13 protein-coding genes are annotated in these 17,453 nt (G+C 57.0%); all 13 read right to left on the bottom strand.

The genetic code is table 11. The features are described 5' to 3' along the window. Positions 1 to 95: 95 nt before the first annotated feature. The gene (locus tag BQ7114_RS08095) at positions 96 to 449 is read right to left on the bottom strand and encodes a sterol carrier family protein (RefSeq protein ID WP_072344230.1); all 354 of its coding nucleotides are present in this window, start codon (positions 447 to 449) and stop codon (positions 96 to 98) included. A 68-nt stretch (positions 450 to 517) separates the two neighbouring features. Continuing rightward, on the bottom strand, positions 518 to 1,852 hold the full coding sequence (gene gdhA / locus BQ7114_RS08090; protein WP_072344227.1) for an NADP-specific glutamate dehydrogenase: 1,335 nt from the start codon (positions 1,850 to 1,852) through the stop codon (positions 518 to 520). 199 nt (positions 1,853 to 2,051) lie between these two features. Beyond that, on the bottom strand, positions 2,052 to 3,764 hold the full coding sequence (locus tag BQ7114_RS08085) for a helicase HerA-like domain-containing protein (RefSeq protein ID WP_072344223.1): 1,713 nt from the start codon (positions 3,762 to 3,764) through the stop codon (positions 2,052 to 2,054). A 236-nt stretch (positions 3,765 to 4,000) separates the two neighbouring features. Further along, a complete protein-coding gene (gene purL, locus BQ7114_RS08080) occupies positions 4,001 to 6,454 on the bottom strand; it encodes a phosphoribosylformylglycinamidine synthase subunit PurL (protein WP_072345060.1) in 2,454 nt (817 codons plus the stop codon). A gap of 322 nt (positions 6,455 to 6,776) precedes the next feature. Then, positions 6,777 to 7,454 (bottom strand): phosphoribosylformylglycinamidine synthase subunit PurQ, encoded by a 678-nt coding sequence (gene purQ, locus BQ7114_RS08075; RefSeq protein WP_072344220.1) that lies wholly within the window; start codon positions 7,452 to 7,454, stop codon positions 6,777 to 6,779. Further along, entirely contained in the window at positions 7,451 to 7,708 is a 258-nt protein-coding gene (locus BQ7114_RS08070; RefSeq protein ID WP_034508853.1) for a phosphoribosylformylglycinamidine synthase subunit PurS, read from the bottom strand. Before BQ7114_RS08070 ends, purQ begins: the two co-directional genes overlap by 4 nt. A gap of 202 nt (positions 7,709 to 7,910) precedes the next feature. After that, on the bottom strand, positions 7,911 to 8,777 hold the full coding sequence (locus tag BQ7114_RS08065; protein WP_072344217.1) for a phosphoribosylaminoimidazolesuccinocarboxamide synthase: 867 nt from the start codon (positions 8,775 to 8,777) through the stop codon (positions 7,911 to 7,913). Beyond that, positions 8,777 to 9,796, bottom strand: coding sequence for a hypothetical protein (locus BQ7114_RS08060; protein ID WP_143236838.1), 1,020 nt, complete (start codon positions 9,794 to 9,796; stop codon positions 8,777 to 8,779). The genes BQ7114_RS08065 and BQ7114_RS08060 overlap by 1 nt, the downstream gene beginning before the upstream one ends. A 34-nt stretch (positions 9,797 to 9,830) precedes the next feature. Beyond that, positions 9,831 to 11,093: a phosphoribosylamine--glycine ligase gene (gene purD, locus BQ7114_RS08055; RefSeq protein WP_072345038.1), complete on the bottom strand. Its 1,263-nt coding sequence runs from the start codon at positions 11,091 to 11,093 to the stop codon at positions 9,831 to 9,833. Positions 11,094 to 11,243: 150 nt separating this feature from the next. Beyond that, complete coding sequence (locus BQ7114_RS08050) at positions 11,244 to 13,073, bottom strand: phosphoenolpyruvate carboxykinase (GTP) (RefSeq protein WP_072344212.1); 1,830 nt, start codon at positions 13,071 to 13,073, stop codon at positions 11,244 to 11,246. 276 nt (positions 13,074 to 13,349) lie between these two features. Further along, positions 13,350 to 14,639 carry an adenylosuccinate synthase gene (locus BQ7114_RS08045; RefSeq protein ID WP_072344209.1) on the bottom strand — a complete coding sequence of 430 codons (1,290 nt, stop codon included), beginning with the start codon at positions 14,637 to 14,639 and terminating at the stop codon, positions 13,350 to 13,352. Between the two features lie 247 nt (positions 14,640 to 14,886). Further along, positions 14,887 to 15,792: a sugar ABC transporter permease gene (locus BQ7114_RS08040; protein ID WP_072344206.1), complete on the bottom strand. Its 906-nt coding sequence runs from the start codon at positions 15,790 to 15,792 to the stop codon at positions 14,887 to 14,889. Next, the gene (locus BQ7114_RS08035) at positions 15,792 to 17,411 is read right to left on the bottom strand and encodes an ABC transporter permease subunit (RefSeq protein WP_083431803.1); all 1,620 of its coding nucleotides are present in this window, start codon (positions 17,409 to 17,411) and stop codon (positions 15,792 to 15,794) included. The genes BQ7114_RS08040 and BQ7114_RS08035 overlap by 1 nt, the downstream gene beginning before the upstream one ends. Positions 17,412 to 17,453: the final 42 nt, after the last annotated feature.

The raw sequence follows: 17,453 nt of genomic DNA, 5'->3' as shown, positions 1-17,453 counted from the left end.
CCCTAACGCCAGCGAGGTCGATTCGCACCGGGAGAGCGGCCCACAATGCGCGTTCCCCCTCGACCTACGCGCGAGGCTAGGACGGGTTGGGGACCTTAAAAACCAATCAGCGGAAAGTGCGCCGACAGATCTGCGCGTTGCCCCGAAGCCGTGATGTCCCCATTTTCGAGGGCCTGGCTCCACACCACTTTTCCGGTTACAAGTTCAAGCCAAGTGCTGGCATTCATCTCCACTACGGCTGGCGGAGTTCCTCGCCGATGCGTAGTTCCTCCTAGGATTTGCACCGCCCCAAACGGCGGCACGCGCACCTCCACCGCGTGGCCCGGAAGCAACCTCTCTAGTTTGCCCAAGCTCCAACGAGTAGCAAGAGCCACCACCGGACGCGCAGTGCCGCCCTCCTGCCACTGCTTCACGGCCTCCAGGCCCTTCGCATCATCTATTTGGCGCATGCTTCCTCCAAAGTAAAAAGCGCGGCCAAAAGGCCACGCTTTTTAGCTTATCGAACCCGTCGGGCTACTTAGATGACGCCGTGCTGGAGCATCGCGTCAGCCACGCGCTCAAAACCGGTAATGTTCGCGCCCAGCACGTAGTCACCAGGCTGGCCGTACTCTTCCGCGGTTTCAAGGCAATCATCATGGATCTTCTCCATGATCTTCGTAAGCTCATGCTCTGCCCGGTCAAAAGACCAGTGAGCGCGCGAAGCATTCTGTTGCATCTCGAGGGCTGAAGTTGCTACACCGCCAGCGTTGGCTGCCTTGCCCGGAGCAAACAGAATGCGCGACTCCTGGAACAGCTCAATGGCCTCCGGGGTACACGGCATGTTCGCACCTTCAGCAACAACCTTGCAACCGTTCTTGAGGAGGGTGCGTGCGTCCTCTTCCTTTAACTCGTTCTGGGTTGCACACGGTAGCGCGATGTCGCAGGCAACGTCCCACACGTAGCCTTCCTTATAGAACTCCGCGCCCTTCTTGCGGCTCGCGTAATCGGACACGCGGCCACGCTCAACTTCCTTCACCTGACGTAGTAGCTCTACATCAATGCCCTCGGGGTCGTAAACCCAACCAGATGAGTCTGAGATGGTGACAGGGATTGCGCCAAGCTGCTCCGCCTTCTCTACCGCGTAGGTAGCCACGTTACCGGAGCCGGACACAACCACTCGCTGGCCCGCCAGGCCCTCGCCCTTGGTCTGCAACATCGACTGCGCAAACAGGACCGTGCCGTAACCGGTTGCCTCCGTACGCACCAGCGAACCGCCCCAGCCGAGGGCCTTACCTGTAAGCACACCGGCCTCAAAGCGGTTAGTCAAACGCTTGTACTGGCCAAACAGATAACCGATCTCTCGCGCACCCACGCCAATGTCACCGGCCGGCACGTCTGTTTGCGCGCCAATATGGCGGTACAGCTCCGTCATGAATGACTGACAAAAACGCATGACTTCGTTATCGGACTTGCCGTGGGGGTCGAAGTCAGAGCCGCCCTTGCCCCCGCCGATTCCCTGACCGGTTAGAGCATTCTTGAAGATCTGTTCAAAACCGAGGAACTTAATAATGTTTCGGTTCACTGAATGGTGGAAGCGCAGACCACCCTTATAGGGGCCGAGCGCCGAATTGAACTCAACGCGGTAGCCGCGGTTCACCTGGACTTTACCTTCATCATCAATCCACGGGACGCGGAAAATAATCTGGCGCTCCGGCTCTACCAGACGCTCAAGGAGGGCGTAATCTTGGTAGCGGCTGTGTTTCTTAATAGCGGGAGCGAGAGTTTCCAGCACTTCGTGTACTGCCTGGTGGAACTCGGGTTCTGCGGGATTTCGTTTTAGGACTTCCTCGTAGACCTCTTCAATTCTCTTCATTTTCGTCTCCCTCTTATCCTGCGCAGCCTTCCGCTACACACGGATGAATCTCCAAATAGGAAAAACTCAGTCATAAAACAGTAAACACCATCTAGACCTTCACTTAAAAACTTCTATGCTTCTCTTCTCATTTTCCGGTAGTGGTATACGTTACCCTCGCGCACAAATCTTCCCTTGTTGCCCGGTCCGTGCGGGCCAGCTAGCGCCTGCGCGTGCCAAAAAGTGTGCGAGTAATCTCTCTAGTTAGGGTGCGTCCTGCTGTGCGCAGGAGGTCATCTGCAAAACGCTCACGCCTTGCCTGCGCCGCGCGCTCTGCACGCTCTGCCTCCCGCCGAGCCTTCTCATATTCACGTTCTCGCTCTTTCGCCTGACGGGCAAGCTCCTTTTCTAGCTCCTTAGCCTTGGCATCAAGCGCCTTTTGCTCCTCCGCCCTTCGCTGTTCTTCTTCGCGAGCAAGCGCTTCAGCTTCTACACGTTGTTCGAGCAGTTCAAAAGCGGATTCAGGATCCACCGCATCCTTGTATTTCGCCAGATTTGGCGACGCGGCCACGTGCTGCTGCACTACCGCCGCATTCGCCTCACCCATGTTCGCAGCCGGTGCGTACAGACGCGTTGGAGCAACCGGAGTTGGCCGGCCTTTGCGGTCCAGCACGGTTACCACAGCCTCGCCCGTGCCCAGCGAGGTAAGGATCTCGCCCAGATCGAACGGAGAGGTAGGGAATGTAGAAACCGTCTCTTTTAGTTTCTTCGCATCCGTAGGAGTGAATGCGCGCAACGCGTGCTGCACACGGGCCCCCAGTTGAGCTAAGACATCCTCGGGAACGTCCTTAGGAGTTTGAGTAACGAAGAAGATACCCACGCCCTTGGAGCGCACTAACCGAACGGTTTTCACAACCTCCGCTAGGAATGCCTTTGAAGCTCCGTTAAACAGCAGGTGGGCCTCATCGAAGAAGAACACGAGCTTCGGTTTTTCCTGGTCCCCCACCTCCGGCAAAGTCTGAAACAGGGAGGCCAGCAGCCACATCACAAACGTGGAGAACAATGCCGGCTGGTCGTGCACATTAGGTAGCTCCAGCACAGAAATGACGCCCGCTCCGCCCCTGGTTTCCAGCAGATCCGAGGTATCAAAAGCCGGTTCCCCAAAAAACACGTCACCGCCCTGAGCCTCCAGCGCAGCGACCTTGCGCAAGATCACCCCGGCTGTTGCCGAAGAAATACCACCAATCGCTTTCAGCTCGTCCTTGCCCTCCCCCGTCAGGTAACCCACAACAGAGCGCAGGTCTTTTACGTCAATAAGGGCCAGGTGCTGCATGTCTGCCCAGTGGAAGATCAGCTGTAGCGCAGACTCTTGCGTCTCATTCAAATCCAACACGCGCGCCAAAAGTAGCGGCCCGAAGTCTGACAAAGACGTGCGGATGGGTATTCCAACCCCACCCTCACCAAGCTTGTAAAGCGCTACGGGGAATGACTTTGGCTGCCACTCTTGCCCAAGACTACCCGCGCGTTCAAGGAGTTTTTCGGATGAGTCCCCCGGTTCAAGCAGGCCCGTGAGATCGCCCTTGATATCCATTACAAACGAGGGCACACCCGCATCAGAAAGCCCTTCTGCCATCAGCTGCAGCGTTCTGGTTTTACCCGTACCAGTAGCTCCGGCAACGAGGCCGTGCCGGTTCATCATCGCCAGCGGCAACCCCACCTTAGCGGCCGGCAGCGGCTCACCATCGTCTAGCGCAACTCCGAGCGGCAGAGTTTGGCCCTCAAACCGGTATCCACTGGCAATCTGGCCGATAACGGAATCATCCGAAACAGCAGCTGTCATCGCGGCTTCAAGCGCGGCCTGGGCGGCAGCGGCCTGTTCTGCTGCTGCCTGCGCAGCTTTCTTCAATGCTTCCAGATCTGGCATGTCACTCATGCGTTCATAGTAGCGCCCAGCACGGACAGAAGAATCGTTACTCGTGTCGCTCCTGTACTGCGCACGAACGCACTTATCGAGCGAAAAATTTTGCACTCGGCCCCGCAGTCATAAATACTGGAAGTTAGGTTCGGGCCGCCGCGAAGAAAAGTTGTCAGCTTAGTTCTGCGGAACCGGTCGACCTAAGGGGGCCTGCGGCAAAAGCCACAGACCCCCTCTCTTATAGGTTCAACCGGTTAGGCAAACAGGTCCGGAATCACCGCGCCCATCTGCTCAGCAAGTTCACGCACCCGGAACACGATCGGGCCGGATTGACCAACACCATCCGGAATATCCTCACCTGAAACCTCGGCGAGCACCTGCGCGTCAAAACCACCCGCATCTCCCAGCTGGTCAAAGCCAGCGATGGTGAGCAGTGTGCCGCCCGAAATACCGATGCGCGTGCAACTGACGCCTTCAGCCTCCGTCGCGGCGGTAAGGGCCGGAACTGCACCCTCGGGAAGCGCAACAACCGTGCGACCAGTGGACTCGGAGAACAGCGCTACAAAGTCGCTGATCTTCTGCGACTTCACGTACGCGGACAGGTCGATGCTGGCACCGATTCCGCGGCGCGTTGCCATCTCGATCAACGCCTGCGCAAGGCCGCCTTCAGCCACGTCATGCGCGGCGTGGATCAGAGGCTGGCCGTCCGGGCCGTCAGTGTTTACCAGGGCCTGGATTACGCGCCCAAGCGCCATTTCTGCGTCCAGGTCCACCTTCGGAGGCAGACCGCCGAAGTGGCCGTGCACGTCGCGTGCCCAAGCCGAAGCATCCAGCTCTTCCGCAGTATCGCCCAGCAGGTAGATTGCCATGCCCTGCTCGAACCAGCCGGACGGGCGAGCGCGCTTCACGTCGTCGATTACACCCAGCATGACAACCATTGGCGTGGGGTTGATCGATGAGTCCGGCTGACTCATCTGCGTGCCAGAAGAGTTGTATAGCGACACGTTACCGCCGGTTACCGGAATGCTCATTTGCTTGCATCCATCGGCCAGGCCGGTCATGGCCTGCACGAGTTGCCACATCGCATCCGGGTCCTCCGGATTACCGAAGTTTAAGCCGTCCGAGATTGCGATCGGGTTCGCTCCCACAGCCGCCACGTTGCGGTAAGCGGCTGCAAGTGCGAGCTTCGCCCCCTCGTACGGGTCGAGCTTCGTGAACCAACCATTGGAATCGATCGCCATTGCGATACCGCGATCCGTGCTTGCATCCACCCGCACAACACCCGCGTCATCGGGAGCCGCCATCGCGGTGTTACCCAGCGTGTAATGGTCAAACTGATCCGTCATCCACTTCTTCGAAGCGCCGTTAGCACAAGTGATGATCGTCTTGATTTGCTCGGCGATTTCCTCACCCGACGCCGGGCGAGCAAGCTTTTCAGACGTGTCTGCCTGCAGCGCATCCTGCCACTTTGGCCTGGCGTATGGGCGATCATAAACCGGGCTGTCGTGGGCGACCGTCTTGGGATCCACATCAACAATTCGATGTCCGAAGTGGTCGATAATGAGGCGCCCCGTATCGGTTACCTCACCGATCACCGAGCCTTCCACTCCCCACTTGGTTGCGATACGCCAAAACTCATCCATGTTTTCCGGGGCAACGGTTGCCATCATGCGCTCTTGCGATTCAGACATGAGGATTTCGCCGGCCGTCAGCGTGGGGTCACGTAGCAGCACGTTCTCAAGGTGAATGTGCATGCCCGTGCCGCCGTTTGAAGACAGTTCCGAGGTGGCGCAGGAAACTCCCGCCGCACCAAGGTCCTGGATAGCTTCAATTACGCCTTCTTCGAACAGTTCCATCAAACATTCGATGATCTGCTTTTCCATGTACGGGTCGCCAACTTGCACCGTGGGGCGTGCGATCGACTCATCATCCTCAAATGATTCGGAGGCGAGGATCGACGCGCCGCCAATGCCGTCTCCACCCGTGCGCGCGCCGAAGAGGACCACCATGTTGCCCGGCGTTTTAGCGTCGGCGAGGCGCACATGCTCGTGGCGTACAGCTCCGGCGCAAACCGCATTTACAAGCGGATTGCCCTGGTAGGAGGAGTCAAACGTGGTCTCACCGCCAATGGCGGGAACACCCAGAACGTTGCCATAACCGGCCAGGCCGTCAACCGCGCCGCGAACCACGCGAGCGGTGTCGGGGTGGTTAGGATCGCCAACATTCAGACCATCCATAACCGCGATCGGGCGGGCACCCATAGAAATAATGTCTCGAACACAGCCGCCGATACCCGTTGCCGCGCCTTCGTAGGGCTCAACGTAAGACGGGTGGTTGTGAGACTCAACCTTGAATGTGACAGCCCAGCCGTCGCCAACATCAACAACGCCAGCGTTCTGACCAATACCGACCAGGAGGTTCTTGCCCATCTCCTCGGTGGTTTTTGAACCAAACTGTTCTTTCAAATGCTTTTTTGAGGACTTGTAGGAGCAGTGTTCAGACCACATAACCGAATACATGGAGAGCTCCGCGATCGTGGGGCGGCGCCCAAGCAGCTCGACGATCTTGTTGTACTCATCTTCTTTAAGACCAAGCGAGTGCCACGGCATTTCCTCGTTAGGAGTCGCTTTCGCGTTCTCAACCGTGTCTGGCACCCCACTTGGGCAGGGATTTTCAAAAATGACGTTAGAGATGGTCTGCGCGCCCATATTCTCTTCCTTGTTCACCATTGCCATTCCGTCTTGCCTATTACACATGTGTACAAACAAAACACGCCTCGTGACATCTACCACTGTTTAACGTGCTTGCTGTTATTTTCCGGCGAATTTTCTATGGGTTAACATGCGTTCACCGCGTTGATCCACAGGTTATCCACCAAGTTGTCCACATCTGTGTATTGAATTTTCAAGGTTTCCACGAACCTGTGGATAACCAGGGTTTGAAGTTGTTAAGGAAGCGAGTTTTTCACAGCCTTACAGAAGCAAAATCTTCTCGACTTGAATCCCTCGCGTGTAACTCTTTGAGATTGGGCTACTTAGCGATAATCGAGGTGAAAATCCGTAATCCATCCGTGCCGGCCGCCGGTCCGGCCTCAGTTTCTGGACCGAAACCGGCCTCAACCGCGTTCTCAGGGCTTGCGATTACACCAACCACATTCCCCGCCTCGCTGCGAATACCCGCAATATCAGCGGCAGAACCAGTTGGATTGTGGGCAAAACGGAGCACAACCAAGTTCTTCTCTTCCAGCTCTTTGAGAGCCTCATCAGAAGCAACGTAAAGAGCCGTCGCTGTGCGTAGCGGAAGCCTAATTTCCTCGCCCTGCTCATACTTGGACGTCCACGCGGAATCTGCGTTTACCTTGAACGACTCATCGCGGCAGATGTAACGGCCGTCCTCATTCCTTACAAAACCGCCCGGCAAAATGCCCGATTCGCAAAGAATTTGGAACCCATTTCCAATACCGAGGACGGGTAGCCCCTGCTCGGCGGCCGCCGCAATCGCGGTCATGATGGGTGATAGCGTGGCGAGGCCACCGGGACGAACGTAATCTCCATAAGTTGCGCCGCCCGGCAAAATCACGGCGTCCACGCCGTGCAGGTCGCTATCCTCATGCCAAAGAGCTACCGGCTGCCCGCCCGCAAGCTCAACGGCACGAATTGTGGCCGCCGAGTCGAGCGTGCCCGGGAAAGTTACAACACCAACCTTCACCGCTCGTCCTCCAACGCCTCAACGCTCACGACGTCCTCAATATTTGGATTAGACAAAACAGAAGTTGCAACTTCACGTGCAACTTCCAGATCAGCTTCGGTAACAGGGCCTTCAGTTTCAAGGTAGAACGTCTTCCCCTGACGGACAGATTTAAAGGCCGTGACATCGACGCGCGCAAGCGCGGCAATCACGGCCTTACCCTGACGATCCAGAATCTCGAATTTTGGCAGAATTTCGACTTTGATGCGTCCCATCACTTCTTCCTTCCCGACGTAAGTCGAAGCGGTTGACTTACAAATTAATGCTACAAGCGCCGCCCTTGAAAAACAGGGGGCGGGCGGTATTTGGACGCTATTTTGAAGCGGCCAGGTTTTGCGGCAAAATCTAGTAATTAGAATAAAAAGTGGCTCCGCCGCCTAGAAGGCCCACGGAGCCACTTCTTTGTTCTTGGGAGCTCTACTCGTTGAACTTGGTGCCGGTCAGCAACTCAAATGCTTCGATGTAACGCTCACGCGTTCGTTCCACCACTTCGCTTGGCAATGCTGGAGGCTGCGCACCGCTCGCGCGATCCCAACCCGAAGCTTCGGACGTTAGCCAATCACGCACGTACTGTTTATCAAACGATGGAGTCACCCGGCCCTCCACCCATTGGCCTGCCGGCCAAAAACGGGACGAATCCGGGGTGAGTACCTCGTCTGCAAGCACCAGGGAGCCATCCTCACGCGCACCAAACTCAAACTTCGTATCAGCCAAAATGATGCCACGCTCCGCCGCAATCTCGGCTGCACGCGAGTAAATCATCAGCGTGGCGTCGCGTAGCGCTGCCGCCACGTCCTCGCCAACCATCTCCACAACCCGCTCAAACGGAACATTCTCGTCATGCTCACCAAGTTCCGCCTTAGCGGCCGGAGTGAAGATTGGCGAAGGGAGTTTGGAGGCCTCGGTAAGCCCTTCGGGAAGCACAATCCCCGTGACTTCACCAGTTTCGCGATATTCAGCGAGACCCGAGCCGGTCAGGTATCCGCGCGCAACGCACTCCACAGGGAACATGGTCAGACGCTCACAGAGCATGCCACGGCCAGCAACCTCTGCCGGCACGTCCATAGAAATCATGTGATTGTCAAAGCCCAACTGCTCAAACCACCATGCGGAAAGCTGCGTTAAGATCTTGCCCTTGTCCGGGATCGGTGTGGACAGCACGTAGTCATAAGCGCTAATGCGGTCAGATGCAACAACAAGAAGCTGATTCTCATCGGCTTCACTTACGTAAAGGTCGCGAACCTTTCCCGACGAAACGTGTTTGAATCCCGCGATGTTTTGCACTACTGCTCCTTGTTCTTAGAAACCATCCGAATATACGCGTCATCTGCAACAAGCGACCACAATGCTGTTGACGCCGGAGCCCCATCTATTAGGCCCACAGGGATTCCGCATTCGAGCACCTGGCCGGGCTTTGCCGCCTCCCAAACATGAGTTAGAGCGATCATGCTAGCTTCAACCTCGCCCGGCAGATCATTAACCGCCCGCGTCACATTAGCCATGTCGGATCGCACATCTACAACCGCCCACACGGCAGCAAACTCGGTTGACGAAATAATGCGAGCCGCGTTGCGCTGATGCGATTCCACGGACGAATTAACTACCGAGAGGATTACTACCGCGTCCGGATTTTCCTCACGAATCTGCGCGAATTCCTCAGCCGAACGAGCGCGCGGTCCCGATCCGGGATTCACCGTTCGCGCACCCGCCAAAACAATCTCATAGGGGGCTCTCATGCGCGCACCCAGGCGGCTTGCCACGTCCAGAGCATCCTCGGGCCGACCATTTTGGCCAATCACCACCACTGCCTGGCCCGGTTTCACACTGAAACGCGGCAGTTCACCCACCGGCAAACCCTTTGTGAACCCCAGTTCGGAAAGCCCCAGCTTGCTAAGGCTCGCACCCATTAGCTGTGAACGCTCCCCCTCATCCACGCTCGCTTCTGGCGAATACTGAGTACCAATCCGACCACTGATACGGCCAGGAGATTCAAATTCCGAGGCCGCATCAGCAAACGGCAAGGGGGTTTCGGGGCTGGCAAGGCGAGCCACTGCCCGGCGGTGGTCAAGCTCAGCCGAACGCAGGCCTCCACGCAAGCGTCGCTCCATAGCCTCAACCTCAGAGTTTGGAAGCGCCTGGACTTCCCCAAACACCTCGGCATCTGCACTTGCTGCCGCCGCGTAGAGCCGGCGCCGCGTCTCGCGCAACAACCTATCTAAGCTACGCGAAGCGTTATCTGCATTTTCGCCCTGCTCACCAGAGCCATTCCATGTCATAAAGGCGCTGCCTTTCCCTGAACTCATTTAGCCTACCGCCTACACGCTTTGGCACCTAAGTTCAGCTGGGAATACGGATCTGCTCGGCGCGAGCAGCAATGTCGGTGCGGTGGTGTGAACCTCGGATCGAGATCTTAGCTACTCCCTCGTACGCGCGTTCGCGGGCCTGCGCGATCGTATTGTCCGTGGCGCTGACCATGAGCACGCGGCCACCACTCGTTACAAGGCCGTCCTCGCCCTCACTTACGCCCGCGATGTAAACGCGCGTGTTCAGATCCGATTCCACCTCTTCTATTCCTTCTACGAGATCGCCAAGCACAGGCGTTGCCGGATAGTTTTCGGCGCTCACAACCACGCCTACCCCGGCGGCCCCACTCCATCGCAGTGGTTCCAAGTCAGCCAAAGTGCCGGTTGCAGCGGCAAACAGTAGCTGAGCTAGATCCGTTTCAAGTAGGGAGAGCACCACCTGCGTTTCAGGGTCACCAAAGCGCGCGTTGAACTCTATAACGCGTGTGCCGCGGCTAGTAATCACCAAGCCGCAATACATCAGGCCTGCAAAAGGCGTGCCTCTGCTAGCCATCTCGTCAACCACCGGCTGCGCTACCTTTGCGACAACCTCATCAGCAAAGCCTTCCGGTAGCCATGGAAGTGGGCAATAGGCTCCCATTCCACCCGTGTTTGGACCTTCATCATTGTCGAGGGCGCGTTTGAAATCCTGTGCGGGCAAAAGTGGCACCACCGTCTTGCCGTCAGTCACGCAAAATAGGGACACCTCGGGGCCGTCCATGAACTCTTCTACCAGTAGCGCTCCCCCGGGTGTTTCCAGGCAACCTCGCGCGTGCGTTAGAGCAGCATCAATATCAGGAGTGACGATAACTCCCTTGCCGGCTGCCAGCCCGTCGTTCTTCACCACGTACGGAGGCTCGAAGCGAGACAGCGCGGCCTGGACCTCGCTCATTGTCTTGCATGCTACCGATGCAGCAGTATCAACACCTGCACTTTCCATCACATCTTTGGCAAATGCCTTGGACCCTTCCAGCATCGCTGCCGCCTGCGAAGGTCCAAAAACAGGCAGGCCCGTCGCTCGCACCGCGTCTGCCACACCCGCAACGAGGGGCGCTTCTGGACCGATCACCACAAGGTCAACGCCGTTACTGGTTGCCCACTTCGTAACTTCAGCCGGATCATTCGGGTTTATCGACACGTTGCTACCAACGCGTCTAGTACCAGGATTTCCGGGAGCAATAAACAAGGTGTTGTTACGTGCGAGTCCGAGCGCCAGCGCGTGTTCGCGGCCTCCGGATCCAAGCAGCAAGATGTTCATGGTTTCACCCTTATTGTTGCGGTGCAATACTCTTCCATTCTGCCAATTTTTGAAACTGAAATGCGTAGACGCCCAAAAGACGGCCTCGATTGCACGCAAAAGCGAGCGGGGGCCCGCGCAAAGCGCAGACCCCCGTTTAACTAAGTTGGATTACTTAGCAGCTTCAATACGAGCGTGGAACTTCTTGAGCTCCTCAACGACCGGTGCAGGAACCTTGTCGCCGAACTGCTCGAAGTACTTCTCCGTGTCAGCAAGCTCAGCTTCCCAAGCTACCGGATCGGTCTCAAACAGCTGTGCCCAAACGTTCTCGTCGATGTCGAGGCCCTCGAGGTTGAAGTCCTCGAACTTCGGGTAGTAGCCGGTGAGACCCTCAATCGCGTCGACCTCTCCCGCACGACGGCGAACGATCCAGTCGAGAACGCGAGCGTTGTCACCGAAGCCCGGCCACATGAAGTTGCCGTCCTTGTCCTTACGGAACCAGTTGACCTGGTATACCTTCGGGAACTTGTCGCCAAGCTCCTTCTGCATCTTGATCCAGTGGCCCCAGTAGTCAGCCATGTTGTAGCCACAGAACGGGAGCATTGCGAACGGATCGTGACGAAGCGAGCCAACAGCGCCCTCAGCAGCAGCGGTCTGCTCGGAAGCAACCGTTGCGCCGATGAACACACCGTGCTCCGGCGAGAACTGCTCGGCAACCAACGGAACGTTGGAAGCGCGGCGGCCACCGAAGAGGACTGCGTCTACCGGAACGCCCTCAGGAGCTTCCCAGTCGGGGCAGATGATCGGGCACTGCGAAGCAGGCGTTGCGAAACGCGAGTTCGGGTGAGCAGCCTTTTCGCCGCTCTCCGGCGTCCAGTCATTGCCGTGCCAGTCAATCAGGTGTGCGGGAACGTCACCGTCGATGCCCTCCCACCAGACGTCGCCGTCATCGGTCAGTGCAACGTTCGTGAAGATGGTGTTCGCGCGCATGGTGTCCATAGCCATCGGGTTCGTCTTGTAAGACGTGCCCGGTGCAACACCGAAGAAGCCTGCCTCCGGGTTGATGGCGCGGAGCGTGCCATCCGGACCGGGGCGCATCCAAGCGATGTCGTCGCCAACGGTCTCAACCTTGTAGCCGTCAATGGTCGGCTGAAGCATAGCGAGGTTGGTCTTACCACATGCCGACGGGAATGCCGCGGTGATGTGGTACTGCTTGCCGGTCTCTTCGCGGGTGAGGCGCAGGATGAGCATGTGCTCAGCCATCCAGCCGTCACGGCGTGCCATGGTCGAAGCAATACGCAGGGCGTAGCACTTCTTGCCGAGCAGTGCGTTACCGCCGTAGCCCGAGCCGAAGGACCAAATCTCGTTGGTCTCCGGGAAGTGGGTGATGTACTTCTCGTCGTTGCACGGCCAGGAGTCGCCCTTCTCGCCGTCCTCTAACGGAACGCCAACGGAGTGAACAGCCGGAACCCAAGTCTTGCCTTCAGCAATGAGGTCCATAGCAGCCTTGCCCATGCGAGTCATGATGCGCATGCTGACAACAACGTACGGGGAGTCCGTAAGCTCAATACCCAGCTGGGAGATCGGGCCACCGATCGGGCCCATCGAGAACGGAACTACGTAAAGGGTGCGACCCTTCATAGCACCGGTGAATACGCGCTTCAGGGTCTCCTTCATCTCCTTCGGATCAGCCCAATTGTTGGTCGGGCCTGCATCCTCTTCCTTTTCGGAGCAAATGAAGGTACGGGACTCAACGCGAGCCACGTCAGACGGCTTGGAGCGAGCAAGGAAAGAGTTCGGGCGCTTCTCCTCGTTCAGCTTCGTGAACATTCCGGACTCAACCATCTCGGAAGTGAGACGATCCCACTCTTCCTCGGATCCGTCACAGAAATAAACTGACTTCGGGGTGGTGAGCTCAGCGATCTCAGCAACCCACTTGATAACTTCTTCGGGAACATTAGCCGGGGCAGCCGACTTGATATCCTCAATCGTTACGGTCATACCTAAGCCTCCTGGGCGTTGTATTTCCTGGGTGCCGTATGCACCCAAAGGTATCGACTAGACCCCTTTTAGGGGTCTTGGCCACTGCCTCTAATTATGGCTTATTTAACAAGACTTTGCACGTTCTGGACGAGCCAAATATGTCCGAAATAGCCATACACAAACGCATATTTGTGCAATATGGCGGTTTTTGCCGGTCTGCAAATGCGCCTAAGACGATTTACGCCGGCCCAAAGGGACCGGCGTAAAAGCAAAGGCAGTTTTACCTATTTGGTTTTACTTCGCCGCGAGGTCGTGACGAACAATCGCCGCATCACGGCTCGGGCCCACCCCGATCACAGACACGCGCACGCGAGAAAGCTCCTCAAGCCGCTCGATGTAACGCTGTGCATTAGTCGGCAGATCTTCGAACTTGCGCACGCCCGTAATGTCGTCACTCCAGCCGGGCATGTACTCGTAGATGGGCTTCGCGTGGTGGAAGTCGGACTGATTCATAGGCATCTCATCCATGCGTTTGCCGTCCACCTCGTACGCAACACAGATAGGAATCTGCTCATACCCTGTGAGGACATCCAGCTTAGTCACAACCAGATCCGTCAAACCGTTCACGCGGGTCGCGTAGCGGCCCACCACGGCATCAAACCATCCGGTGCGGCGAGGCCGGCCCGTGGTCACGCCAAACTCACCGCCGCGAGCGCGCAGCTCGTCGCCCTCGTCACCGAAAAGCTCCGTGGGGAAGGGGCCTTCACCAACGCGCGTCGTGTAAGCCTTCGTCACACCAACCACCGAAGTGATGCGCGTGGGCCCCACGCCGGCGCCCGTACACGCACCACCCGCGGTGGCATTCGAGGACGTCACAAACGGGTAGGTGCCGTGGTCGATGTCCAGCATCGTTGCCTGACCCGCCTCAAACAGCACTGTCTTGCCCTCATCCAGCGCATCATTAACCAGCAGGGAGGCGTCCACAACCATCGGACGAACGCGATCAGCGTAAGACAGTAGCTCCGCCACCACCTCGTCAACATCAACAGGACGCTTGTTGAAGACCTTCACCAGCAGATGATTCTTGTTCGCGAGCGCCCCCTCGACCTTCTGACGCAAAATCGACTCGTCAAATAGATCTTGCACACGTAGACCGATGCGATTCATCTTGTCCGCGTAGGTTGGGCCAATGCCGCGGCCCGTAGTGCCGATCTGACGCTTGCCAAGGAACTTCTCGGTAGTGCGATCCATTAGGCGGTTATACGAGGGAATGATGTGCGCGTTCGAGGAAATGCGCAGGCGAGAAGTGTCCCGGCCGCGACTAGCCAGCTCATCGATCTCTTGGAACAGGACCTCAAGGTCCACCACCACGCCGTTGCCAATGATCGGCGTTACGCCCTCGGTGAGGATACCTGCGGGAAGGAGGTGAAGCGCGTACTTCTCTCCATCAACCACTACAGTGTGGCCCGCGTTGTTTCCGCCATTGAACTTAACAACCAGGTCAACACCAGAGCCTAGCTGGTCGGTTGCTTTGCCTTTGCCCTCGTCGCCCCACTGCGTTCCGACGACTATTACCGCTGGCATTTTTACCCTCCATGCGAGGTCCTACCCCTCGCGCAACTCGTTTTTTCAAGGCTTTTGCCTTGAGCAGAATGGAGCTTCTACCTCCCAGAGTCTACGTGAAGTGCGGCAGGGACGATACTTTGCTCACACTTCGTCCCACATTTGAGGACGGATCCCCCTGCACCTAGCCCGCCTCGTCCTCACATACGACTCGGCACAAAAATGGCGGGGCGCTCAACCAAGCGAGCGCCCCACCATCAGGAGACTTCTAGCCCTTCACAGCGCCACCGGTCAAACCGGCAACAATGTACTTTTGCAAGAACAGGAATAGAAGCAAGATTGGGATAGCCGCAATCACCGCGCCGGATGCAAACCAATCCCAGTTCTTCTCATTGCCACCAACCCAAATGTTCATGCCGATCGCCAGCGTCCAGTTCTCTTGCGAGGTCAAGATCGTGCGCGCAAGCACGAAATCATTGAACGCCAAGATGAAGGACAGCAGGCCTACAACCGCGAGGATCGGAATGACCAGTGGTAGAACAATGGTCCAGTAAACCTGGGCGTGGGAGGCTCCATCAATCTTCGCGGCCTCGTCTAGATCAATCGGGATCGAGTTGAAGAAGCCGTACATGAGGAACGTGTTCGCGCCTAGCGCACCGCCCCAGTACACGCAGATCAGCGCCATCTTCGAGTTAATACCGAGCGCCGGAATGACCTCACCCAGTGTGGTTAGAAGCAGGAAGATAGCTACGAAGGTCAGCAGCTGCGGGAACATCTGGATGATCAGCAAGGCTTGAAGCGAAAGCTTGCGACCAGAGAAGCGGTAGCGCGAAAACGCGTAGGCTGCCGCGGCACCCATCAGTACGGTTCCGATCGAGGTGGCCACGCCGATGATGATCGTGTTGCCAAACCAGGTCCAGAACATCGTGTCGGACAGCTCCGTGAAGTTCTCGGTTGAAACCGATGAGAACAGCGAGTTTGCACCCGTGAGCGTTGTCTTAACGTTCGGGTTAAAAGCCGCCGAAATCACGTACAGAATGGGGAAAGCCGCGTAGATCGCTGCGAGGACACCCACGACGTGACGGAAACCAATACCGCGGAACCACTTGCCAAACGGCATCCGATTCTGCGTTGCAGCTGGCTTCGCACTTGCAGTAACTGTTTGAACGCTCATCACGCCACTCCTTCCATGGCATTCGACTTCTTAAAGGAGTACATGGACACTGCGCCAACGATCAGGAAGATAACCAGCGACATGGCTGCGGCCAGACCGTAGTTTGGAAGTGCCTCGCCAGTTAGGCCAGCAATCTTGTAAACCATCGAAATCAAAATGTCCGTATGCCCAACCGGGACGGAAGCATCCGACATTGCCGGGCCGCCGCCATTCAACATGTAAATCAGGTTGAAGTTGTTGAAGTTGAACGCGAACGATGAAATAAGCAACGGAGTGAGGGCAATCATGAGCTGCGGGAGCGTCACGTGGCGCCACACTTCCATCGAGCTCGCACCGTCGATCTCTGCGGCCTCAATAAGGTCGTGAGGAATCGACTGGAGTGCGCCCGTAACAATCAGGAACATGTAGGGGAAGCCCATCCACAGGTTCACCAGGAGCACCGAAACCTTGGCCATCGTTGGATCGGTGAGCCACGGGATGGAAGCTCCAAGCAACTGGTTGAAGAAGCCGTACTTTTCGTTCATCATGCCCGCAAACAAGAACGCGGTCATAAACGAGGGGAAAGCGTACGGAAGCAACATGATGGTTCGGTAAACCTTGCGCCCACGCATGCGATCATCGTTCATCACAATCGCGAGGAACATGCCCAGCAAGAAGGTAGTCACCACGGACATGAACGCGAAGATCACGTTCCATACCAACGCGTTGAGGAACGGCTGCGCGTAACGTGCACCCGAGAACCCGTCGACGAAGTTCTTAAACCCAACGCCAACACGCCAGCCAACGCCCAGGGCGCTGCCGTCCTCTGAAATGAACGAACCCACCGTGTCATCGGCCTTGTAAACAGTACCGTTATCCGTGTTCACCATCGTGTCAGTCTGCTGGTCATACTGAATGGTCGAAGTGAACTGGAAGCCCGTCATACCGTTTTGGGTACCGATTGCACCCTCATTCACGTCTTCAGATAAAGGCACTCGAAGCTGCGTTACCTCACTTTGGCGCGCACCCAGTTCTGCGACGGAAAGCACCTTCCACCCATCAACCTCGGTAATGCGCCCGTTGGAGACCTTCGCACCCACCTTCTCAAGCGGCTGCTCGGCGCTACCAACCTTCACTTGGTTCCCATCGAAAACCGCAAAACCTAGTTCGTTACCCTGCTCCACAATGGCGAGCGGGTATTCGGGGGATCCCTCCACACGTTTCGTGTTGTTTTGCAGAAGGATCGACTCGATTGCCGCTTCCTTCGTGAGGATATGACCGTGACCGTAGTTAGTAAACGCAATGTAGCCGGTGTAAACGATCGTGAACGCTTGGAAGATGATTAGGAAGACGAGACCGGGAGCCAAGTACTTCGCGGGAATAAGACTGTCTCGCTTGGAGAAGTAGATCCAATCAACGGCAACAAGCAAGAGCAGCATTCCGATGCCGAGCACCATGGATCCGCCACTCAATGCGGTTGCGGCAATGTAAATGCCAAGCGCGTTAACAAGCGCCATGAGGATGAGCTTCACAATGGAGCCCGGCCCCCAAGAGGTAGCCACAGAATCACGCTTACGGCGTTCAGCGCGGCGCTCTTTCCTCCGACGTGTTGCGTCGGTTTCTTTCAACATTTGCGACATATCAGCATCGGTTCCTGTTATTAAAAAGGTGCGGCCGGAATA

The sequence above is a fragment of the Actinomyces urinae genome (assembly GCF_900119695.1).
GTDB classification, from domain to species: Bacteria; Actinomycetota; Actinomycetes; order Actinomycetales; family Actinomycetaceae; genus Gleimia; species Gleimia urinae.
Note: the sequence above shows the minus strand (reverse complement) of the source record. Positions and strands in the feature narration are given on the sequence as shown.